General features: G+C 39.4%; 25 protein-coding genes, 1 tRNA gene and 2 riboswitches. Of the genes, 10 read left to right on the top strand and 16 right to left on the bottom strand.

Going from position 1 to position 19615, the window contains the following annotated elements; all coding sequences use genetic code 11:
- Positions 1-238 (top strand): hypothetical protein (locus FPQ10_RS06490; RefSeq protein WP_222103056.1); only part of this gene is annotated, 238 nt, incomplete at its 5' end.
- Positions 239-274: 36 nt separating this feature from the next.
- Here the strand turns inward: FPQ10_RS06490 and FPQ10_RS06485 are convergent.
- From FPQ10_RS06485 to FPQ10_RS06465, 5 genes are all read right to left on the bottom strand, one after another.
- Positions 275-1099: an aldo/keto reductase gene (locus FPQ10_RS06485; RefSeq protein ID WP_144162079.1), complete on the bottom strand. Its 825-nt coding sequence runs from the start codon at positions 1097-1099 to the stop codon at positions 275-277.
- 100 nt (positions 1100-1199) lie between these two features.
- Positions 1200-1799, bottom strand: a complete 600-nt coding sequence (locus tag FPQ10_RS06480) for a response regulator transcription factor (protein ID WP_144162076.1) — start codon at positions 1797-1799, stop codon at positions 1200-1202.
- A gap of 1 nt (position 1800) precedes the next feature.
- Positions 1801-2964 (bottom strand): sensor histidine kinase, encoded by a 1164-nt coding sequence (locus FPQ10_RS06475; protein ID WP_311379189.1) that lies wholly within the window; start codon positions 2962-2964, stop codon positions 1801-1803.
- Positions 2965-3031: 67 nt separating this feature from the next.
- Positions 3032-4057: a Delta(5) desaturase DesA gene (gene desA, locus FPQ10_RS06470; protein ID WP_144162073.1), complete on the bottom strand. Its 1026-nt coding sequence runs from the start codon at positions 4055-4057 to the stop codon at positions 3032-3034.
- 264 nt (positions 4058-4321) lie between these two features.
- A tRNA-Ala gene (locus tag FPQ10_RS06465) sits at positions 4322-4393 on the bottom strand.
- A 168-nt stretch (positions 4394-4561) separates the two neighbouring features.
- Between FPQ10_RS06465 and FPQ10_RS06460 the strand changes: the two genes are divergently transcribed.
- Positions 4562-4984: a hypothetical protein gene (locus tag FPQ10_RS06460; protein ID WP_144162070.1), complete on the top strand. Its 423-nt coding sequence runs from the start codon at positions 4562-4564 to the stop codon at positions 4982-4984.
- Between the two features lie 40 nt (positions 4985-5024).
- Here the strand turns inward: FPQ10_RS06460 and FPQ10_RS06455 are convergent, their stop codons facing one another.
- On the bottom strand, positions 5025-5327 hold the full coding sequence (locus tag FPQ10_RS06455; RefSeq protein ID WP_144162067.1) for a hypothetical protein: 303 nt from the start codon (positions 5325-5327) through the stop codon (positions 5025-5027).
- Positions 5328-5886: 559 nt separating this feature from the next.
- On the opposite strand from FPQ10_RS06455, the gene FPQ10_RS06450 reads away from it, so the two are divergent.
- From FPQ10_RS06450 to FPQ10_RS06440, 3 genes are all read left to right on the top strand, one after another.
- On the top strand, positions 5887-7284 hold the full coding sequence (locus FPQ10_RS06450; RefSeq protein WP_144162064.1) for a sodium/glutamate symporter: 1398 nt from the start codon (positions 5887-5889) through the stop codon (positions 7282-7284).
- 43 nt (positions 7285-7327) lie between these two features.
- Positions 7328-7424: riboswitch (guanidine-I (ykkC/yxkD leader) on the top strand.
- A 102-nt stretch (positions 7425-7526) separates the two neighbouring features.
- Positions 7527-7862: a DMT family transporter gene (locus FPQ10_RS06445; protein WP_144162061.1), complete on the top strand. Its 336-nt coding sequence runs from the start codon at positions 7527-7529 to the stop codon at positions 7860-7862.
- 2 nt (positions 7863-7864) lie between these two features.
- On the top strand, positions 7865-8179 hold the full coding sequence (locus FPQ10_RS06440; protein WP_144162058.1) for a DMT family transporter: 315 nt from the start codon (positions 7865-7867) through the stop codon (positions 8177-8179).
- Between the two features lie 63 nt (positions 8180-8242).
- Here FPQ10_RS06440 and FPQ10_RS06435 read toward each other — a convergent pair whose 3' ends face one another.
- From FPQ10_RS06435 to FPQ10_RS06425, 3 genes are all read right to left on the bottom strand, one after another.
- A complete protein-coding gene (locus tag FPQ10_RS06435) occupies positions 8243-8800 on the bottom strand; it encodes a hypothetical protein (RefSeq protein WP_186278584.1) in 558 nt (185 codons plus the stop codon).
- A 78-nt stretch (positions 8801-8878) separates the two neighbouring features.
- Entirely contained in the window at positions 8879-9295 is a 417-nt protein-coding gene (locus FPQ10_RS06430; protein WP_144162052.1) for a DUF1801 domain-containing protein, read from the bottom strand.
- 124 nt (positions 9296-9419) lie between these two features.
- Positions 9420-9890: a hypothetical protein gene (locus FPQ10_RS06425; protein ID WP_144162049.1), complete on the bottom strand. Its 471-nt coding sequence runs from the start codon at positions 9888-9890 to the stop codon at positions 9420-9422.
- A 93-nt stretch (positions 9891-9983) separates the two neighbouring features.
- On the opposite strand from FPQ10_RS06425, the gene FPQ10_RS06420 reads away from it, so the two are divergent.
- The gene (locus tag FPQ10_RS06420; RefSeq protein ID WP_144162044.1) at positions 9984-10244 is read left to right on the top strand and encodes a hypothetical protein; all 261 of its coding nucleotides are present in this window, start codon (positions 9984-9986) and stop codon (positions 10242-10244) included.
- Positions 10245-10257: 13 nt separating this feature from the next.
- Here FPQ10_RS06420 and FPQ10_RS06415 read toward each other — a convergent pair whose 3' ends face one another.
- Together FPQ10_RS06415 and FPQ10_RS06410 are read right to left on the bottom strand one after the other, a co-directional pair.
- Positions 10258-10764: a DUF1648 domain-containing protein gene (locus FPQ10_RS06415; protein WP_144162041.1), complete on the bottom strand. Its 507-nt coding sequence runs from the start codon at positions 10762-10764 to the stop codon at positions 10258-10260.
- Positions 10757-11362: a hypothetical protein gene (locus FPQ10_RS06410; RefSeq protein ID WP_144162038.1), complete on the bottom strand. Its 606-nt coding sequence runs from the start codon at positions 11360-11362 to the stop codon at positions 10757-10759. The genes FPQ10_RS06415 and FPQ10_RS06410 overlap by 8 nt, the downstream gene beginning before the upstream one ends.
- A 101-nt stretch (positions 11363-11463) precedes the next feature.
- Here FPQ10_RS06410 and FPQ10_RS06405 point away from each other — a divergent pair, with 101 nt between their 5' ends.
- Together FPQ10_RS06405 and FPQ10_RS06400 are read left to right on the top strand one after the other, a co-directional pair.
- Positions 11464-12618, top strand: a complete 1155-nt coding sequence (locus FPQ10_RS06405) for an MFS transporter (protein WP_144162035.1) — start codon at positions 11464-11466, stop codon at positions 12616-12618.
- Positions 12619-12939: 321 nt separating this feature from the next.
- Positions 12940-13389, top strand: coding sequence for a hypothetical protein (locus FPQ10_RS06400; RefSeq protein ID WP_144162032.1), 450 nt, complete (start codon positions 12940-12942; stop codon positions 13387-13389).
- A gap of 308 nt (positions 13390-13697) precedes the next feature.
- On the opposite strand, the gene FPQ10_RS06395 is transcribed toward FPQ10_RS06400, so the two are convergent.
- The 3 genes from FPQ10_RS06395 to FPQ10_RS06385 all read right to left on the bottom strand — a co-directional run bounded on the left by FPQ10_RS06395 (position 13698) and on the right by FPQ10_RS06385 (position 15091).
- Positions 13698-14111: a hypothetical protein gene (locus tag FPQ10_RS06395; RefSeq protein ID WP_370512028.1), complete on the bottom strand. Its 414-nt coding sequence runs from the start codon at positions 14109-14111 to the stop codon at positions 13698-13700.
- Entirely contained in the window at positions 14108-14317 is a 210-nt protein-coding gene (locus FPQ10_RS06390) for a helix-turn-helix transcriptional regulator (RefSeq protein ID WP_144162029.1), read from the bottom strand. Before FPQ10_RS06390 ends, FPQ10_RS06395 begins: the two co-directional genes overlap by 4 nt.
- A 324-nt stretch (positions 14318-14641) precedes the next feature.
- Positions 14642-15091 (bottom strand): cupin domain-containing protein, encoded by a 450-nt coding sequence (locus tag FPQ10_RS06385; RefSeq protein WP_255439753.1) that lies wholly within the window; start codon positions 15089-15091, stop codon positions 14642-14644.
- 626 nt (positions 15092-15717) lie between these two features.
- Positions 15718-15828: riboswitch (SAM riboswitch) on the top strand.
- 94 nt (positions 15829-15922) lie between these two features.
- On the opposite strand from FPQ10_RS06385, the gene metX reads away from it, so the two are divergent.
- Both metX and FPQ10_RS06375 read left to right on the top strand, forming a co-directional pair.
- Positions 15923-16972: a homoserine O-acetyltransferase MetX gene (metX, locus tag FPQ10_RS06380; RefSeq protein ID WP_144162026.1), complete on the top strand. Its 1050-nt coding sequence runs from the start codon at positions 15923-15925 to the stop codon at positions 16970-16972.
- Between the two features lie 14 nt (positions 16973-16986).
- Positions 16987-18303 carry an O-acetylhomoserine aminocarboxypropyltransferase/cysteine synthase family protein gene (locus FPQ10_RS06375; RefSeq protein ID WP_144162023.1) on the top strand — a complete coding sequence of 439 codons (1317 nt, stop codon included), beginning with the start codon at positions 16987-16989 and terminating at the stop codon, positions 18301-18303.
- Between the two features lie 76 nt (positions 18304-18379).
- Here FPQ10_RS06375 and FPQ10_RS13025 read toward each other — a convergent pair whose 3' ends face one another.
- The gene (locus FPQ10_RS13025) at positions 18380-18556 is read right to left on the bottom strand and encodes a hypothetical protein (protein ID WP_186278583.1); all 177 of its coding nucleotides are present in this window, start codon (positions 18554-18556) and stop codon (positions 18380-18382) included.
- Between the two features lie 15 nt (positions 18557-18571).
- The gene (locus FPQ10_RS06370) at positions 18572-19501 is read right to left on the bottom strand and encodes an AEC family transporter (RefSeq protein ID WP_144162235.1); all 930 of its coding nucleotides are present in this window, start codon (positions 19499-19501) and stop codon (positions 18572-18574) included.
- Between the last annotated feature and the right edge of the window lie 114 nt (positions 19502-19615).

Below are 19615 nucleotides of genomic sequence, written 5' to 3'. Positions count from 1 at the left end.
TGTCGGGCGGTTGGAACGCTTCATCGGGTGGCTCGAACGGTTTGTCGGGCGGTTCCAGCGCTTCATCGGGCGGCTCGAACGCTTTGTCGGGCGGTTCCAGCGCTTCATCGGGCGGTTCCAACGTTTCATCGGGCGGCTCGAACGTTTTGTCGAGCGGTTCCAGCGCTTCATCGGGCGGCTCGCCACCTTGTGGAGGGTTGAAAAATATTTTTACATTCCCCTTATAAAAAAGCTCTAGATGACCGGCTGAACAGTCATCTAGAGCTTTTCTATATTAAAATGTATCCGGATTAGAGCCTGTTCGCTCGTCTTTATTCATGCCATCAATCCGCTTCATTTCTTCTTCACTTAATGCAAAGTCGAAAATATCGGCGTTCTCAATAATCCGTTTTTCGCGTATTGATTTCGGAATCGTCACAACACCATGCTGAATATCCCAACGGAGCATCACTTGAGCAACCGTCTTTCCATGTGTCTCAGCAATTTCCATTAATGTTGGATCCTCAAATAAGCGACCTTTTTTCAATGGTGACCAAGCTTCAAACTGAATGTTATTGTCCTGACAAAACTTCCGTAAATCGTTTTGTGTTAAATGTGGGTGAAACTCCACTTGATCGACCATTGGTGTAATCGTACAATCGTTCATCAAATCCTCCAAATGATGAACATGGAAATTGCTGACCCCGATTGCACGGACTTTTCCTTCTTCATAAAGCTTTTCAAGGGCTCGATACGTATCTTTGTACTTGCCGCTGACCGGCCAGTGAATCAAGTATAAGTCCAAATAATTTGTGTCCAATTTCTCAAGCGTTTCCTCGAAAGCTTTCAACGTGCTTTCATATCCTTGATCGTCATTCCACACTTTCGATGTGATGAAAATTTCTTCGCGTGGAATTCCAGATTCTTTGACTGCTTGTCCGACACCTTTCTCATTATCATAAATGGTTGCGGTATCAATATGACGATAACCATTATTCAGTGCAGACGAAACAGCGTGAATGACGGTATCACCATCTTCAACTTTATACACACCAAGCCCGAAACCTGGCATCTTTACGCCATTGTTCAATGTAACAGTATCTTGTAGATGAGTAATCATGTGATCCCCTCCTAAATAACTTACTCTTCCATTAGTTTAAAGGATAATAAATTGACGCACAAAACAAAGTCTTTATGTAGATGTGTGCTTGTAAAGAGACTCACTGCATCCACCCCTTATCCTTCACCTTTGAAACAGCTTCAATCCGATTCGACACCTCCAGTTTATCAAAAATCACAGAGATATAATTACGTACAGTTCCGTTCGTTAAATAGAGTTCCTTCGAAATTTGCTTTGTACTTTTCCCTTCAGCGATCAATTGAAGAACTTCATTCTCACGATCTGTTAAAGGATTTTCTTCTTCATAAGCCAGATCGATTAATTCTGGCGCATATACTTTACGTCCATCTAATATCTTACGGATAGAGCTGGCTAACTCTTCACTCGGACTGTCTTTTAGTAAATAACCACTAACCTTTGCCTGACGAGCTCTCTCGAAATATCCGGCACGCGCAAACGTCGTCAATATGATGACTTCGCACTTCTCATCTTTCATTTCTTCTGCTGCATCCAAGCCGTTTTTAATCGGCATTTCAATGTCCATGATGCAAATGTCCGGTTGAAGCTCACTGACTAATCGTACGGCCTCTTCTCCGTTTCTTGATTTCCCGACCACTTCCATATCTTCTTCAAGGTCGAGCAATGAGCCTAACGCGCCAAGTAACATTCCTTGATCCTCCGCCAACACGATTCGAATCATTTTATCCCTCCTGCTTCAACTGTTGCATGACATTCGGTACAGTGACAATTAATGTAGTTCCACGGTCGCTGCTTTTAATCTCAAGCTCTCCATTCACAAATTCCAGTCGTTCCTTCATGCCATCTAGTCCATGGCCGGTCGGTGAATGTTCTTTAGACCCTATACCGACTCCATTATCTTCAATCCGTAAAACAGTTTCATGTTCCGACTCAGTCGTAGCTATTTTGCACTCGGTAGCTTGACTATGTTTCACAATATTCGTCACGGCTTCTTTTAGACTCATGCTCATGACGTCTTCCACTAAAGAAGGCACATATTTCAGTTCCTTGTCTCCTTGAATGTCCACCCCAATAGTAGCCGCTTCTAACAGCTGCTTCACATGCTTGATCTCCTCAGAGAACTTCGAGATTCTCATGCCGGCTAGCATTTCCCTCACTTCATTTAATGCCGTTCTTGCAGTTTGGTTAATATCGTCGATTTCACCTTTTGCCTTATTGTTATCTTTATTAATCAGCCGTCCTGCCAAGTCGCTTTTCAAACCAATTAAAGACAGCTTTTGACCTAACGTATCATGCAAATCACGAGCAATTCGCTGACGTTCCTCATAAACCAGTAATTGGGATATTTTTTTATTTGCATCCGATAATTGAGCCTCAAGATTTTGTCTTTTTCTGCGGTTGTATGTATTGATTGGCAACAAGATGACTCCAAGAATTGTCAGTATTAAAAATGGCCATTGAGAAAAGAACAACTCTTTCTGTGTAAAATAACTCAAAGCAGAAGCTAGAACGGTCAAGACTAAATGGACAACATAAAGTGATATAAAACCACCTTTATGTTTGGCATTTCCGATGAAAAAAGCAATGAACAGTGAAAAATATACATATCCATAAAACAAAGACATCCCGACACTGATCAGCATCATAATCGACACACAGACATACAATAATCCGCCGATCGATAGGAATGACAGCCGATAAGCACCGAAGAAAATAACGATTAAAGCTATGCCGAGCAGTATTTCCCATTGTGTATTCGACCGAAAAATGAAATAAAAGGGCAACAAACTCATAATCACCCATACATATATACTTAAACTAATGTTTTTCGGAAATAAATTGAACCAATTTTGCATCAGAAAATTCCCTTTCTTCATCTCTTTCATATAGTATCACCTATTATAAAGAAAAAGAAAATCATTCACGACATGAATGATTTTCTTTTTATTGTATTTAATTTTCTGCAGATAGCCGATCAGATGCATGGAGTCGTTCTTTAATTTCTTTAAAGTGAACGAAGGTCTTACTTTCTTCATCATAAAGCCTAAATCGGATTGACTTTAAACTAGATCCTACCGTAATCGTTGTTGCCTGCTGTAAAGGTGGTGTCGACTCATGCACTTGTTCTAGATTGTAATTCGGCACTTTCGGACTTAAGTGGTGAACATGGTGATAACCGATATTACCCGTAATCCACTGAAGAACACGCGGAAGTTTATAATAAGAACTTCCATCGATTGCTGCCTTCACATAGTCCCAATCCGCTTCATCTTCGAAATAAGAATCTTCAAATTGGTGCTGTACATAAAACAACCAAATGCCAAGTGATCCAGCAACGAACATAATCGGTAATTGCACGATCAAAAAGCTCGACCAGCCAATTGCCCAAATTAATAATGCTGTTATTCCGATGATTGAAACATTCGTCAAATACGTATTTCGACGTTCTTTTCTCCGTGCATCTTTTCGATTCATTCGATTGGTTATCAAAAATAAATAGAGTGGTCCTAAAACGAACATAATAAACGGATTTCTATATAATCGATATTGAAGTCTCTCTAGCTTTGATGCCTTTTTATACTCTTCCACAGTCATAATCCAAACGTCACCGGTTCCACGCTTATCTAAGTTACTGCTCGTGGCGTGATGGATGGAATGCTCTCTTTTCCACTTTTCGTAAGGGAACATTGTCAGAATTCCTGTAACTGTTCCAACAAAATGGTTCAGTTTGCGGTTTTTAAAGAATGATCCATGACAGCAATCATGAAAAATAATGAATACCCTTACCACAAATCCCCCAGCTAAAATAGATAGGGCGATGGATAAAATCAAAGAAACTGAAATGGCTTCATAAGCTAAATACCAAAGTAAGAAGAACGGTGGCAGTGTATTGACCAGCTGCCATACACTTGCTTTCGTATCAGGGTTTTCAAATGGTTTAATGTGTTTTTTAAGTTGAGCTAATTTTTTATTTGCCATAACTTCCTCCAAAGAAAAGTTTTCAGTTCATTCATCTTATAAAAAAACGATTCTTCGGACTAGTCATGAACGTCAGGAATTTTATATGACAAATGTCATATGTTTTATTGCGATGCATGATTGCTGAGGCTGTATCTATTCATAAGCTTTATGAATAACTATGTCTTCATTTTCAGCCCATTAGTTACATCATTTCCCATATACAAAATAAAAAAAAGACTATCGCTTTTCAATAAACGATAGTCTGATCACCATATTTATAGATGGAGCCAGAGGGATTCGAACCCTCGACCTCTTCGCTGCCAGCGAAGCATTCTCCCGCTGAACTATGGCCCCGTTTGTTATTTCCACAAATGATTATATCATAGAATTTTTGATTGTAAATGACAACTTGGTGAATTTAAGATCTCCAACCTGATTATACATATTTTAGAAAAATCTGTTCCTGTTGCAGGAATCACAACAGTTTAAATGGAATAGGTATATACGGTTGGAGTGATTTCGTTGCTAGAAAAATACAAACAAAATTGGTTACTGATCGTAAGTTACTTGCTTATTTGTGCCTTCATTTATGAAATTTGGGTAGCCCATCAATTTTATCCCTATATTTATGATTACATAGTCAGCGATCGTGAAGTAGCTGTTAAAAATGGTATAGGCGAAATTGTTTGGGGACCTTATGAAAGAATCCCCAATGAAATGGCACACGAGGATGAGTTAAGAATCTCTTTTTTAGTGATAAGTATTGAACGAACACTATCAAGTATTGCCGCTACATTATTGCCGATTCCTTCTACCATCAAAGCAATAAAAGAGAAGCCTACATCGATGAATCAATTTGGCTTAATCGCTTTATTCATCGTAATGGGTTATCTAATTTATCTGTATGTAGGCTATGTGTTTGATCTACAACCGTACCTGTATTGATGGATAAACTCAATCTTTTTTAACATGATTTATAAACACGCTATTGTGTCCAATGAATCATCGTAAATACGATCCAGAATAAAGTAATTCCTCCAACTAAAAATGAAAAACCAAAAAAGACACCGAATTGGATATCTTTAATTTTCTTTGATGACACAAAGGCAAAACCAATGCCAAGAGCAGCTAAAAACAAAACGACGCTGATTGCAGAAAACACAGATAGATAAAACAATGGACTTACTTCAACCAACGCATTCATCAAATGAGCGAAAGGCTGTGCACCTAACCCAAGGATAGCCGCTAGAATCATTAACGACCAAATCATTTTTAACTGTTTAGACAACTTATTGACCTCCTGTTAGTTTCTCATTCCACCCATCATTCTATCATAGAACATATTAAAAATCCTTGTGATGAAATATGGCAGTGTAATCATCGATTTTTTGAAACTTTGAACGATTCATTTTCTACTAAAATCTCCCTATAACCTCGAATGAACGAGAATACTATTCTAAATGTCCTATAGACGGCCTCTATGACCTCGAGCGGCCATGAAAACTTCGTGAAATGTCTTATAGAAGCTCTCTATAACCTCGAACGGCTCTGTTTTCTTCTCGGAACGTCCTATAGAAGCTCTCTATAACCTCGAACGGACGTAAAATCATCGCAAAATGTCCTATAGAATCCAATAACGTGATACGATTCAAAATTTTTCGCTCGGCTTCAACGTTTATTTATCTTCTTTTAATGTTCTTTTCCTCTGCTTTTCTGTTTATCCACTGTATCCCATTATACAGATCACTCATTAACCAATAAATCCCTCCTTAACTGCATTCAGTTTGACTCGCACATTTTCGGGGAAGAGACAAGTTAGATTATCAGCAATGAAGGGAGTATTGGATATGTCACCCGAACAGATAGGTTTTGCGTTCTTGTATTTAGCTATCTTTTTATTGATTGGTAAGTGGGTTCGTGTACATGTCGAATGGTTACAGAAGTTATTTATTCCCTCGTCCATCATCGGCGGGTTTTTAGCATTATTCCTTGGTCCTCAAGTATTAGGTAAAATCATCGGAAATTTTGTTGGACAAGATTCTTTTTGGACAAATGGACTCATGACTGAAAATATTTTAGAAGTTTGGAGTGCCTTGCCTAGCTTAATGATTAACGTGGTCTTTGCAACATTGTTTCTGGGCACCGTAATCCCTGGTATAAAACGTGTCTGGAACTTCGGTGGACCTCAACTCGCTTTTGGTTGGACGATTGGTTGGGGACAGTATGTTGTCGGGATTATATTGGTCCTCTTAGTGTTAGGGCCACTATTTGGTGTGCCTCCTATTGCAGGTGCATTAATCGAAGTCGCTTTTGAAGGTGGTCACGGAACGGCCGCTGGTATGGCGAATACGTTTGAAGAGATGAATTTCCCAGAAGGCTATGATTTAGCGATCGGATTAGCGACAGTTGGTATTTTGGCAGGTGTCATTACAGGAATTATTTTAATTAACTGGGCGGTTCGGAAAGAAAAAACAAGAGTCATTAATGATGTTCACGGATTTAGCGAATTACGTAAAAAAGGTATTATGGAATTTGAGAATCGTGAACCTGCAGCTAAGATGACATTACGTCCTGAATCGATTGAGCCGCTATCCTTCCATTTTGCCATTGTTGGTTTAGCTATTTTAGTAGGTTATTTAGTATTGCAACTATTGATTTGGCTTGAATCCATTACGTTTGATGCAGGGTTCATGACGTATATTCCACTTTTCCCATTAGCAATGATTGGTGGCATTATCGTACAAGTATTTTTCAACAAATTGGACCAAGCGGAAGTCATCGACCGGAAAATGATGAACCGCATTCAAGGATTTGCTTTGGATATTTTAATTGTAACAGCGATCGCCACCGTATCCATTGACGTGATCGGGGAATATCTCGTGCCATTTTTACTACTGGCTATCGTAGGGATTGCTTGGAACATTCTTGGGTTTATGTTTCTTGCTCCACGAATCATTCCATCGTATTGGTTTGAGCGTGGAATTGGTGATCTCGGTCAATCGATGGGTGTTACAGCCACTGGTTTATTGCTTATGCGTGTGGCCGATCCTGATAACGAATCACCTGCATTTGAAGCATTTGGGTATAAACAGCTCGTTTATGAACCGTTTCTAGGTGGTGGTTTAGCGACAGCATTATCTGTCCCGTTAATATTCCAATTCGGACCATGGCCATTTCTCATATTTGCTATTGTGATGTGCCTCATTGGCTTATTCGTCGGTTTATTCTACTTTGGAAAGAAGTAATGGTTTGATGAAAATGATTAGTTCATGTAAACTAAAGTCATATAAGAATGTTTTCTAGGGTTCCGTGGTGAAATTCCAGACTGGTCCGAGAGAAAACACACAGTTTTTCTGTGACACGGAGGGACAAAAGCCCGGGAGATGCTGAACCATCAATTCAGCAATCTCGGGCTTTTTATTATGCGAAATTCCTTCTTAATAATATGAACAATCTCGTATTCGTTGGTAAAAAGGTGGTATTAAAAATGGGAAAAGATTGGTTGAAAGTACTCATAGCGGCTTTCTTTGAGATTATGTGGGTCGTCGGTTTGAAGTATGCCGATTCAATGATTGAGTGGTCATTGACAGTAATCGGAATGATTGGAAGCTTTTATTTATTGATCCTTGCTGGTAGAAATTTACCGATTGGAACGGTTTATGCCGTTTTTGTCGGTATTGGAACAGCGGGAACTGTACTTTTGGATTTCATTATTTTTGGAGAGCCATTCAGTTTAGCGAAAGTGCTATTGATCGGATTGATGCTCATTGGCATTATTGGACTCAAATTAGTTGAAGACGCAGAAGGAAAGGCGGTTGAATAACGATGGCATGGATCTCATTGATTTTCGGTGGGTTGTTTGAAATGGTCGGCGTGATGATGATGAATCTCGTCCAGCAAAAAAGGAATATACGCTCGGTGCTCTATCTCGCTGCTGCTTTTGCGGCTAGTTTTTCCTTGCTGGGACTTGCAATGAAAACATTGCCGATGGGTACGTCTTATGCAGTTTGGACAGGTATTGGTGCAACAGGCGGGGCGATTATGGGGATGATTTTTTATGGTGAGTCCAAAAGCTATAAACGAATCTTCTTTATTTTCCTCATTATTTGCGCGACAATTGGGTTACGTTTGGTGTCATAAATAACCATATGTTAAATTTGAGGGCTTTCATCTGCAGTTGTCTCGAACTGGATCTCGAGAGCCCTACTGATAACCTTTCCATATTCGTTTATATTTTTCTCTATATTCCTCTTGTGGTTCGATTTCAATTAACTCCAGAGCAATTTTCTTCACCTCGTCACAAGATTGTTGTTCGTGAAGGTTTCGTAATCCTTGCAACAGATCTGAACGGATTAATGTACAATTCTTCTCTTGATGACAATGCTTAAACCATTTTATGAAGTGCTCTAGCAACAGCTCTTTTTGCTCTTGACCGGCTAAACCGACTCGCCAGATGGATTGCAAGCTATGTCTTTTCGTAATGAATTTTGGGTCTCTCGTTGTCACCTTCCACAGCAGTGAAAAATCATCAAGGATTCTTTTTTGCGGGTCGCTGATTGCTAAGTGTGCCAATAGCTGAGCACAGCGCGAACGTATATGAGCATCTCGATTTGAAAGATTTTGTACAATGTCATCCCATACTTCATAGGCCCAATCTACTTCTTGCTTCGTCATTTCTAAGATTCTTTGATATGCCTCATACTGTAAATCCCATTCATCAGATTCTAAGTTGACAAAATAGGCGCGTGTTAACACATCCACGAATGATTCCTCCATCTATCAAGCTCGTACGCTATCTTTATCTATTACTATATTTTTGTATGACCGTTCCAACAGTATCTATTCATAACGCTTCTTCAAAAAATCAATCGATTGATTAATTAATTGTTTAAGTATATCGGTATTAATATCTTGCAGCTTATTCACATATATACAACCCTTGCCCGCCTTGTGCTTTCCCAGCTTTCCAAGCAATTCTTCTCTCTCCGTATCGCCTGTTGCTAAATATATGGAGAACCGAGCTTTTCTTGGTGAAAAACCAACCAACGGGGCATCTCCTTCATGACCTGTATCGTATTTATAATGATAGAATCCGAATCCGATAATACTTGTTCCCCACATTTTCGCCTCATAACCTGATGTTTCCGTAAAAAGGTCGAGCAAACGATAAGCATCCTCTCTCTTCTTATCGCTCTCTACATTTTCAATAAACTCGATGACACTGTGATCATTTTCTTTTGTCTTTAATTCATACATAGTGGTTAGCTCCTCTAGTTTTCTTAACTATTATTTTAACATACATTATTTTCTGAATTTATGTAGATTAAAAGAAATACATTAAAAAAGGAAACCACATTGTATGTGGCTTCCTTCTATTCTTTTAGAAACATTGGAAAGAATCGATTCGTTTTAAATCGATACCGAAATAGGCCCAATAAAAGCCCATCCAGCGATAGCCGGCAATGGAATTTCTGCCGACAAATGTTGGATAATACCAGAACTGTTGACGGTTATTCAACCAAACATACGTATAACGGTAAAGGCATCCTCTTATGCCACCAGGATCTACAGCATATACACTCACCTGTTGCTGGGTCGGTGTAAATGATGGTGGCGGTGAGCTTGGTGGTCCATCTCCTCCTTGACCTGGCGGCGGCCCAAATGGCGGTCTTCCTGGTCCTCCACTAGGCGGTCCGAATGGTGGGCCTGGTGGTCTACCTCCCTGTCCGGGTGGTCCAAATGGTGGTTGATTCCCCCAATTTCCAAAACCGAAAAGTCCTTGTAATAAGTTTCCCCATTGCCTTTCGTCATCTGGGTGTGGATAAGGTCCACCAAAGTTTGAGTGGTTCATATAATCATCTCCTCAATTGCTAGGCTTACATCATCCTATGCATTGAGGGAAGCTTCGTCACCTTGTACTGCCGAAAAGGGGCTCGTGCCCTAAATGGGATTTGGGATTGAAGGATTCCACTCAGGTGACTTTTTTTATGAAATTTTAAACCTAGCCGTTGAATTTCACTGGAAAGACATCGAATTTTCACTTGCAGCCGTCGAATTCCCTTCTCTAGCCATCGAATTATCGCAGCAAGCCGTCGAATTAGCTTGCGCAGACATCGAATTCCGTTCCCTAGCCATCGAATTATCTTTCGCAGACATCGAATGTTTGCTTCCAGCCGTTGATCACTCGGTATCCATCATCTTCTAAATTATTTTCAATGTTATCGAATTTTTCGTTGTTTCAACATACCAATAATAATCGGAACAATCGCACTAACAGTCAATAAAATAAACAACCATGGCCCCGATCCTCCTGTCCACTCCATCGCAATAGATACCGATTCAATTAAAATCAATGAAAATATTACTAAACATAGATTTTTGATCAGATTAATCATTTTACGGCTATTTATATAAAATTCACGTGCATTCTTTTCATTGATTCGTTGAGGATAATTATGTGTCTCTGGATGGCGTTCGAACAACTGCATCAGTAACAAAATGAAAAGGCCAATTCCCGGTAAAATGAATAACTCGAACTTAGATCCCCAACGGTCGACTTCTCCACTGGAGTTATAATGTGCTGGCACTTCGTCTGGCAACTCCCCCCACACAAATCCAAGGAAAACCAACGAGCCTATAAAAGCTGTATAGCCAATAATGTCCCAAAGCTTTTCTGATGCCGTTTTCGGTATATCTAATTTAGGCCGATCGTCTTTTTCAATCATATTTTCCTCCTCCATTTGACGAATAATTAAATTCTTTCCCTGTTATGTCACTCATTAACTCACAAAAATCTTCCCATTGCTCCGGATATCGGTTGTCACCAGCCCGCTTTATACTTCGACGATTTCGACTTCTATACAAAGTTATTTTCCACTGCTGACCATCCAAAATTCGGGAGTCGGTGTACTGTCTTCTCCAATTTAGAATATCGACAAGCCGTAACCTAAAACGAATGCTTTTTATTTCGTCATTTGTTAATGTTCTTTGAACTGAGTCTTCTTCTATATAACTACGGCTCAACACCACTGTTTGTTTCACGAAATCGATCATCATATTCGTATGTCCTTCAGAAAAACTACCAATTTTCATTTCCAACCGTTCAATTTGTTCATAAGCATGAGTGATTGATTCTTCACGGGTCCACTCTTTTTCACAATTGCGGCAATGATATTCGGGTGAATTTGGCATGATTACGCAGCCGCCCAATAAGACTTTTGTTTCATCGGCTTCCAGGGCTAAATAAGAATCGGGTTCACCGTATACAATCGGAATGACATTCGTTGAGTCACACGCTGGGCACTTGCGATAATTGATCGCCATGGATATTCCACCTTTTTTTCATTCGAAATTATGTTTCTGGAAACTCCCTTGAAAATGAGTTATAGTAATTTAGTCAATCTAATTAAAGGATATGTGATTTTATGTCAGAACAACAATCGTTGACACCTCTGAAAGCATTGTTATTTGCCTTTCATGCAACCAATACAATTATTATTAGTTATCTACCATTATACCTTGCTGAACGAGGATTAACAGGGTCAGAAATCGGATTTGTGTTGGCGGTCGGCCCGCTTGCGCAAATTATATCCCAACCTTTTTGGGGCTATATGAGTGACAAGCATAAAACCGTTAAACGATTTTTATTGATTTGTATTTTCGGATTAATTATATTCAGCTCGATTTTCTTAAGTGTCACGCAATTTTACTTACTTATTTTCTTCGGATTTTTATTTTATTTCTTTTCAACACCAATTGGCGCACTTGGTGATAGTTTAGCGCAACGCCGTGCAGATGATGTCGGGGTTTCATTCGGGACGATTCGTACTTGGGGATCTGTCGGCTTTGCGACGTCTTCACTCGCCATTGGACTCGTACTCACTATTTACGGTGTAGAATACATGATTTGGCCATATTTGGCTTTCGCATTCATCGCTTTGTTCGTCACTTTCCGAGTGAAAGACGTGAAAGTTGAACAAGAGCCGATCAGTTTCAAAGATGCGGCTAGTTTATTAAAATATAAGCCTTTTATCTTCTTTCTATTTTTTATGATGTTTTTAACCGTATCACACCGTGCGAATGATAGTTACATCGGTTTATATATTGCTCAACTAGGCGGTTCCAACTTTAACGTCGGTGTCGCTTGGTTTGTCGGAGTCATTAGTGAAGCCATTGTATTTTTCTTTGCCGGAAAATGGTTCAGAAAGTATCACACATTGATCTTCGTGATTTTAGCCGGAGCAATCTACACGCTTCGTTGGTTCTTATTTACTCTTGTCGATGATTATTGGATGATTATTGGGTTGCAATTCTTACACGGTCTAACCTTCGGAATTTTATACTTGTCTGCAATGGACTATGTCACACGACTAATTCCACGTATTTTGCAGTCGACCGGGCACCTACTTTTCTATGCCGTTTTCTTCGGTGTATCAGGAATAATTGGCTCCCTTCTCGGTGGTGCAATTATTGACCAATACGGTGGATCGACATTGTACTTTGTATTAGGATTCATCGCATTAGGTGGTACAATCCTCATGACACTTTACCATCTATTGCCTTATGGGAAAAAAGCATAATAAATTTGAGGTAAATCCACTTTTTTTGGAAAGTGGCTCTGATTCTGCAATAAAATAATCGTTTAAATAACGTACTGATTGCACTGCATCTTGCACCATAATAGCAGTATAAAAAGCATATAAAACGCTTGGGTTTTAGTACTCCAAGCGTTTTTTTATATCATTAATAAAGATAGAAAAGTTATTGAGAATTGTTAGCATAAACAAATGAAAATATTGGCTTAAACTTCAAATGAAGGTTTAAGCCATTTTTACCATTATAATACTTATATGTTTTAATAAGAGTAACTATATGATTATGATTAAAAAAGGAGAGATGATTTGAAGAAAAAAATTCTGATTACAATGCTTATTGTGTTTGTTGCGGTAGCATGGTTTATCAATGATCAAAGTAAATATACTACGTATGAATCTGCAATATCTGAATTGTCAATTGATCGTAAAGGTATAGTGGAAGTTGAAATTGATGACAAGCGAAATCACAAACTGGTGCATTCAAATTCCCAAGAAGTAATTCAAAGCATTATAGAGAAACCTAAAAAAATGGAGCTTAAAGAAACAGATAAAACTCCTTCGATTGATTATTTAATCACTATTAGAACTTCGACTAGTACTTATTCCGCTGCGAATGGTAGTTATTATACCATCGCATTAGGTAAAGAGTTTGTTCATTTACCCGACGCTGCGTATAAAGTAGTAGGAGAGAATAAATTATATGATATTATTGAGAATACTGATTTTAATTGGGAAAGCAAACATCCTGGACATTAGTTGAAATGTTGTTAATTAATAGTTCTGGGAGCGCCCAGCTTCATGGTAAATTTATAGGAGATTCTTTTTTCGTCGAGTGGTTTCCAATGTTTAGACATGAATATAGTTAATTAGAAAACGACGTTGAAAGACTCAATCTGTTAACTTAGAAGTTAATCCCAATAATTGAATACAATTTCTCCAACTGTTTTCGACTTGCAAAACACAAGTTGTTCTAATTCCGCTTGGTGCAATGTATTTTCATTTTCAAGGATGATGTTTTATTCATGCGCAATGAGTGTGTCACGACTGTGCCCGATTGTTGAAATTTAATTTTGTCGCTTTGTACGCAGGAAATAAATGTAAATTGATGGAACAAGGAAACAAACAAAGAATATTCCTCCTACAAGTATTCCAGTTGAAATATCACCTGTAAAGGTAATTAAACCCCCAAATACAATGGCAATAATCGAACTTACAATTACTGAAATGACCAGTCCCTTTTTCGGAGACTTTTTACTTGATTCATGATCTACACTGATCCCCATAGACAAGTATGCGGAAATAACTCCTGTCAAAATAAGAACATACCATAACGGATTAGCTCTCATTCCATCCATTCCTTTGGTGACTAGGTCATACCCTAATATACCAATAATCGCAATGTTCTCAAATAAGAATAAAATCCTGATGTTCTGTAAGTTTTGCAGTTTCAATCGTTCATCTTTAATTTTTTTGATCATTCCATTCGCTCCTCCTTCTCTACCCAGAATAATTCATCCAATGACTTATTTACGACATCACAAATCGAAAGACACAATTTTAAAGTGGGATTATATTTTCCTTTTTCAATTAAACTAACTGTCTGACGGGTGATGCCTACTTTTTCAGCTAGTTGCTGTTGGGTTAAGTCCCTTTGAACACGAGCTATCTTCACATTATTTTTCACTTATATAATCCCTCCTCACACAGTGTTACTGTAACATATAAATTACATAATTCAAATTATACATTACATCGTATTTATGAAAAAGCGCTAATCCTTTCGATGGAAAAGCGTTTTATCAAAAACTTTATTGATATTTCGAATTTTCTCCACAGAAACGGAACTACTTAGTCTTATAGCGCCAATTTTTCATTTCTAACGGGCCTGCCAAATCAAAGTTAAGGTTGCTATTGAACATTGATAATTCGAAAAATATATGTAACGAGAAACGCACTTTGCATGTGCATTCCTCTTGTTTCTTCAAATGATCTTTTCGTGCTTCTACATTTAATACCCGTGTTCTGATTCCATCGCATTTAATTTTGTTGCATGTACAGTTCCATAGGGATGCTCAGGGGGCGCATAAATTGAATACAGTTTTAATGGAAATGGACCGATGTTTGTCATGTTGTGCCATTTTCCTGCTGGTACCATCACCGCATCACCTGGTCCAACTTCCACACAGAAATCTAACCGGTCCTTTTGATCTCCCATCTGAACAAATCCATGCCCTTCTTCTATCCGTAAAAATTGATCCGTATTCGGATGAATTTCCAAGCCTATATCGTCACCAGGCATAATGGTCATCAACGTCACCTGAAAATGTTCTCCCGTCCAAATCGCTGTACGAAATGTTTCATTGGACCGGGTAGCGCCGGCAATATTGACAACAAATGGGTGACAACCACAATCAGGCATGGAATGGTTATATGGATGATTTAGGTATCCGTAATTCATAAACCAACTTCCTTTCAAAAATATATTTCAGTTTAATCTATGCGAATAACCATTTTTGTGATTATTGGTTTGTATCGACAGCGATTCATTCTATAAGACTCTTTGTGCAATTTTCATAGCCACTCGGAGGATAGACATTCTCTATAAATTTTCCGGCAAATGGCAATAATTACCCGACTTCTGTTCTTGATACGTGTTCTCAACTACTGAAGTCACGAAATTTGCTCGGTCTCCGTTCTTGATAGACGCTCTCTACTACGGAAGCAGCAATAATCGCTCAGCTTCCGTGCTCGATAGACGCCCTCTACTACGGAAACTTCAATTTCCGCTCGGCTTCCGTGCTCGATACACGCTCTCTTCTACGGAAACTTCGATTTTCGCCCAGCTTCCGTGCTCGATACACGCTCTCTTCTACGGAAGCAGCAATATTCGCTCAGCTTCCGTGCTTGATAGACGCTCTCTATTTTTTCAGCCATTCGGACGTCTAGAGACCTCCTATAAGAATTTCCATGCAATTTTCACAGCCGACCAGGTATATAGAGATACAAAAAATCATTTTACGCGTTGACACTTCTCCTTCAACGTGCTAACATATCATTTAACTCAAAAAATTAATATTTTTCAAACTCTTATCTAGAGTGGCTGAGGGACTGGCCCGATGACGCCCGGCAACCTTTAAACAACGGTTTTAAAAGGTGCTAATTCCAGCAAAGCAAATCTGCTTTGAGAGATGAGAGGGACCAAAATGTCGACATCGTATATTCTGGCCTCTCTGCTCAAAGCAGGGAGGTCTTTTTAATACCGTGAGATCAAAATGAAAGGAGAACATCAATGACAAAGACTGTGCAGCATGGTTCAGTTTCCATTCCAAATTTCAGTTTGGAAAGCGGCGAACAATTGGATGAGATCCACCTTGCCTACGAACAATGTGGTCCGATCGATGCACCGACCATTCTCGTTTGTCATGCACTAACTGGAAACCAATTCGCTGTAGGGACTGAATCCAATCCTGGTTGGTGGCATGGATTGATTCAAGACGGTGGATACATCGATACGACACGCTATCAAGTAATTACGTTCAATGTGTTAGGTGGATGTGATGGTTCGACTGGACCGGGTTCACTGCAATCGAATGGTAAACCTTATCAGGATCAATTCCCGACACTCACCGTTCGTGATTTGGTTGAAGCTCAATTTGTTGCACTCAACATTTTGGGCATCGATCAATTGAAAGCGGTCATCGGTGGTTCCTTAGGTGGAATGCAAGTATTGGAGTGGGGATTTATGTATCCCGATTACATGGAGGCCATCTTCCCCATTGCCGTCACACCTGTTTTTTCCGATTATGCGATCGCCTTTAATCACATCGCAAAGCAAGCCATCCTACGCGATCCGGCTTTTAAAAATGGTGAACAGCCAAAAGACGGATTACATTTGGCACGAATGGTCGGTATGGTCACTTATCGACCGGAAGAATTGTTCAGCAAGCGATTTTCCAGACAACAACAAAATGGTGTATACGATGTTGAGTCTTACTTAAATTACCAAGGCGAAAAGCTTGCGAACCGCTTCAATCCATATAGTTATATTCGATTATTGGAAGTGATGAACGGACACGATATCACCCGAGGCCGAGGTAGCTATCAACAAGTACTTGAGCAATTGAATGTGCCGATCTTTGCTTTGGGATTTCAAAATGATCTGCTTTATCCACCAGAAAAAATTAACCGCTTCGTGACAGATCTTGAGAAAGCTGGGGCGTATGCAGAATATCACGAGGTCGAAACAATCTTCGGACATGATGGATTTTTGGTTGAGTTTGAAAAATGGGGACCTTTTATTCAAGAAAAATCAATGTCTTTAGAAACTATTAAAAATTAAAAGGAGCGATTTACATGACTAAGAAAAATTATCGTTTGGAAACTGTCAGTATTCATGGAGGACTAGAAGCAGACCCGGCAACCGGTTCACGTGCATTGCCGATTTATCAAACGAATGCTTACCAATTTAATAACACAGAGCATGCAGCTGATTTGTTTGGCTTAAAAGAGCAAGGCTATATCTATACACGAATTGGAAATCCGACAGTCGGCGCATTGGAAGAACGAGTTGCTCAATTGGAAGGTGGTGTCGGTGCATTGGCGCTTTCCAGTGGAATGGCGGCAATCACAGCAGCAATTTTCAACGTAGCGGAAGTTGGCGATGAAATTATTTCAGCCTCAACGTTATATGGTGGGACATACAATTTGTTTGCGACGACATTCCCGAAACATGGCATTACTACTCGATTCGTCGACCCGAAAGATCCAGAGAATTTTAAAGAGGCCATCACTCCAAAAACGAAAGCCATTTTTGCCGAAACAATCGGAAATCCAGGTTTAAACATTTTAGACATTGAAAGAGTCGCTAAAATCGCACATAAAGCCGGCGTGCCGCTCATCATTGACAATACCTTCGCAACTCCTTATCTCTGTCGTCCAATTGACTTCGGCGCTGACATCGTCGTCCACTCGGCAACAAAATGGTTAGGTGGAAACGGTAAAACATTAGGTGGAATCATTGTCGATGGTGGAAAGTTTGACTGGGATAATGAACGATTCCCTGGTTTCACACAGCCTGACCCTAGCTATCATGGGTTAGTTTATGCCGAAGCTTTACCAGAAGCTGCTTTCATCACAAAGGCCCGCGTACAGGTTTTACGTGATACCGGTGCTGCTTTAAGTCCTTTCAACGCTTTCCAGATTGCCCTTGGAATCGAAACGCTTCATGTTCGATTAAAAGAACATGTAGCTAACACGCGAAAGATCGTTGACTACCTGGAATCTCACCCAGCTGTCGAGTGGGTTACGTATCCTGAACAAGAAAACCATGAATCCGTTGAACTCGCCAAAAAGTATCTACCAAAAGGTGCGGGGTCTGTCGTCGTCTTTGGCATTAAAGGTGGATACGAAGCAGGTGCAGAAGTCATTAACCAAGTAGATCTGTGGTCGCACCTCGCAATCGTCGGGGATGCCAAAAGCTTGATCATCCACCCGGCAAGCACAACTCATCAGCAGTTAAACGAAGAAGAACTGCAATCCTCTGGGGTCACTGAAGATTTAATTCGCTTGTCTGTCGGCATTGAGCACGTCGATGATTTAATCGATGACTTAGAGCAAGCTATTGCCAAAGCTACAGGGATAACATCGAACACAGAAACAACAACCGTATAAACAAAAAGAAAAACGACAACCACTATATTCGGTTGTCGTTTTTCTATCCAACTACTACGAATTTTTTCTTATAAATTTATTCAGCCAGTTTAGTAGCACGTGTAATTGCCAAAAACGTCAAAACAGAGGTCAAAACGATGAAAAAAACCCAATAACCATTTCCATTCCCGGCTAAAAGAACGCCAATGAATGCAGCAATCACCGCGGACAATTGAAGCACAACCCAAGTCAAATCTGTTAAAACTTTTTTCATTACCTTCACCTTCCATTATCCAAATAGCACTTCAGCAACATAGATCACGACACCAACAGTCAAACTGCTTAGAATTGTAGAAACCAAAACAATCTGGCCAGCTAACTCTGGATGATGATCGAATTCCAAGGCGAATTGCGCACTATTTCTTGAGGACGGAAAAGAACTAGCGATAAACAATGATTGTGCGACAATACCATCCAATCCGAGAATAAAAATCAGCCCTAACGCCAAAGCTGGCGAAACAAACAGACGACCAAGGATTGACAACAATAAAAGTTTATTAAACTTTTTTAACTGGACATAGGCAAGCTGCGCACCAAGTGTCAACAAAGCAATGGCCAAAAAAGCGTCCGATAAGTTTTCTAGCGGTTGCCATAGAACCGTTGGGATGCTGATATTCAATGCTTTCAAAACCACTCCCAATAACAAAGCATATAACATCGGAAGCTTCAGAAATTGACCGAAAGCAGCCCCTTTTCCTTTTGCATGAACAGAAACTGAATTCATTAAACCATATGTATACGTAATGAAATTTTGAATAAGCATCACGATAATCTGGATGGTCATCCCTAGTGGATGTTGGTGAAAAATCATCTGGCTGACGGGTATTCCGTAATTTCCAGAGTTGATCAATACAACACTATTCTTGTAAACCGCTGACATCCCTTTATCAAGCTTAAGTAATTTGACGACACTATACGAAAATATCATTAGTAAAATGGATAAAATTCCTTGAAAAAACAAGACATCAAAGAGAACGTTTAAGTTGATATCACTCTCGTAGATATTGACAAATGCGACAACAGGTAACAGTAAATACGTCAAGATCTTTGATAATGTCTTTAAATCTAACGTAAATTTTCGCTGCAATAATGCACCGACCGCAACTAAGATTAGCAATGGTAAAATGATACCCATAATAATATTGAATAAAATTTGCATGATCAATCCATACCTTCGTTTGTTCTACCTGTATCTTACCATAATTTAGCTGTTGAGGTTAGGCGGGTTGGAATGATATGAGCCTAAATAAGAAAAATATGGGCCTGTAAACAT

This window comes from Allobacillus sp. SKP2-8 (genome assembly GCF_007559355.1).
Lineage (GTDB): Bacteria > Bacillota > Bacilli > Bacillales > Alkalibacillaceae > Allobacillus > Allobacillus halotolerans.
This window is presented reverse-complemented; position numbering and strand designations above follow the sequence as displayed.

Excerpts from the sequence above, each read along its gene's own strand:
- FPQ10_RS06485 (WP_144162079.1), bottom strand. The coding sequence starts at position 1,099 with ATGATTACTCATCTACAAGATACTGTTACATTGAACAATGGCGTAAAG.
- FPQ10_RS06480 (WP_144162076.1), bottom strand. The coding sequence starts at position 1,799 with ATGATTCGAATCGTGTTGGCGGAGGATCAAGGAATGTTACTTGGCGCG.
- FPQ10_RS06475 (WP_311379189.1), bottom strand. The coding sequence starts at position 2,964 with ATGAAAGAGATGAAGAAAGGGAATTTTCTGATGCAAAATTGGTTCAAT.
- desA (WP_144162073.1), bottom strand. The coding sequence starts at position 4,057 with ATGGCAAATAAAAAATTAGCTCAACTTAAAAAACACATTAAACCATTT.
- FPQ10_RS06450 (WP_144162064.1), top strand. The coding sequence starts at position 5,887 with ATGTCACCCGAACAGATAGGTTTTGCGTTCTTGTATTTAGCTATCTTT.
- FPQ10_RS06445 (WP_144162061.1), top strand. The coding sequence starts at position 7,527 with ATGGGAAAAGATTGGTTGAAAGTACTCATAGCGGCTTTCTTTGAGATT.
- FPQ10_RS06440 (WP_144162058.1), top strand. The coding sequence starts at position 7,865 with ATGGCATGGATCTCATTGATTTTCGGTGGGTTGTTTGAAATGGTCGGC.
- FPQ10_RS06430 (WP_144162052.1), bottom strand. The coding sequence starts at position 9,295 with ATGTATGAATTAAAGACAAAAGAAAATGATCACAGTGTCATCGAGTTT.
- FPQ10_RS06425 (WP_144162049.1), bottom strand. The coding sequence starts at position 9,890 with ATGAACCACTCAAACTTTGGTGGACCTTATCCACACCCAGATGACGAA.
- FPQ10_RS06420 (WP_144162044.1), top strand. The coding sequence starts at position 9,984 with ATGGGATTTGGGATTGAAGGATTCCACTCAGGTGACTTTTTTTATGAA.
- FPQ10_RS06415 (WP_144162041.1), bottom strand. The coding sequence starts at position 10,764 with ATGATTGAAAAAGACGATCGGCCTAAATTAGATATACCGAAAACGGCA.
- FPQ10_RS06410 (WP_144162038.1), bottom strand. The coding sequence starts at position 11,362 with ATGGCGATCAATTATCGCAAGTGCCCAGCGTGTGACTCAACGAATGTC.
- FPQ10_RS06405 (WP_144162035.1), top strand. The coding sequence starts at position 11,464 with ATGTCAGAACAACAATCGTTGACACCTCTGAAAGCATTGTTATTTGCC.
- FPQ10_RS06395 (WP_370512028.1), bottom strand. The coding sequence starts at position 14,111 with ATGATCAAAAAAATTAAAGATGAACGATTGAAACTGCAAAACTTACAG.
- FPQ10_RS06385 (WP_255439753.1), bottom strand. The coding sequence starts at position 15,091 with ATGAATTACGGATACCTAAATCATCCATATAACCATTCCATGCCTGAT.
- metX (WP_144162026.1), top strand. The coding sequence starts at position 15,923 with ATGACAAAGACTGTGCAGCATGGTTCAGTTTCCATTCCAAATTTCAGT.
- FPQ10_RS06375 (WP_144162023.1), top strand. The coding sequence starts at position 16,987 with ATGACTAAGAAAAATTATCGTTTGGAAACTGTCAGTATTCATGGAGGA.
- FPQ10_RS13025 (WP_186278583.1), bottom strand. The coding sequence starts at position 18,556 with ATGAAAAAAGTTTTAACAGATTTGACTTGGGTTGTGCTTCAATTGTCC.
- FPQ10_RS06370 (WP_144162235.1), bottom strand. The coding sequence starts at position 19,501 with ATGCAAATTTTATTCAATATTATTATGGGTATCATTTTACCATTGCTA.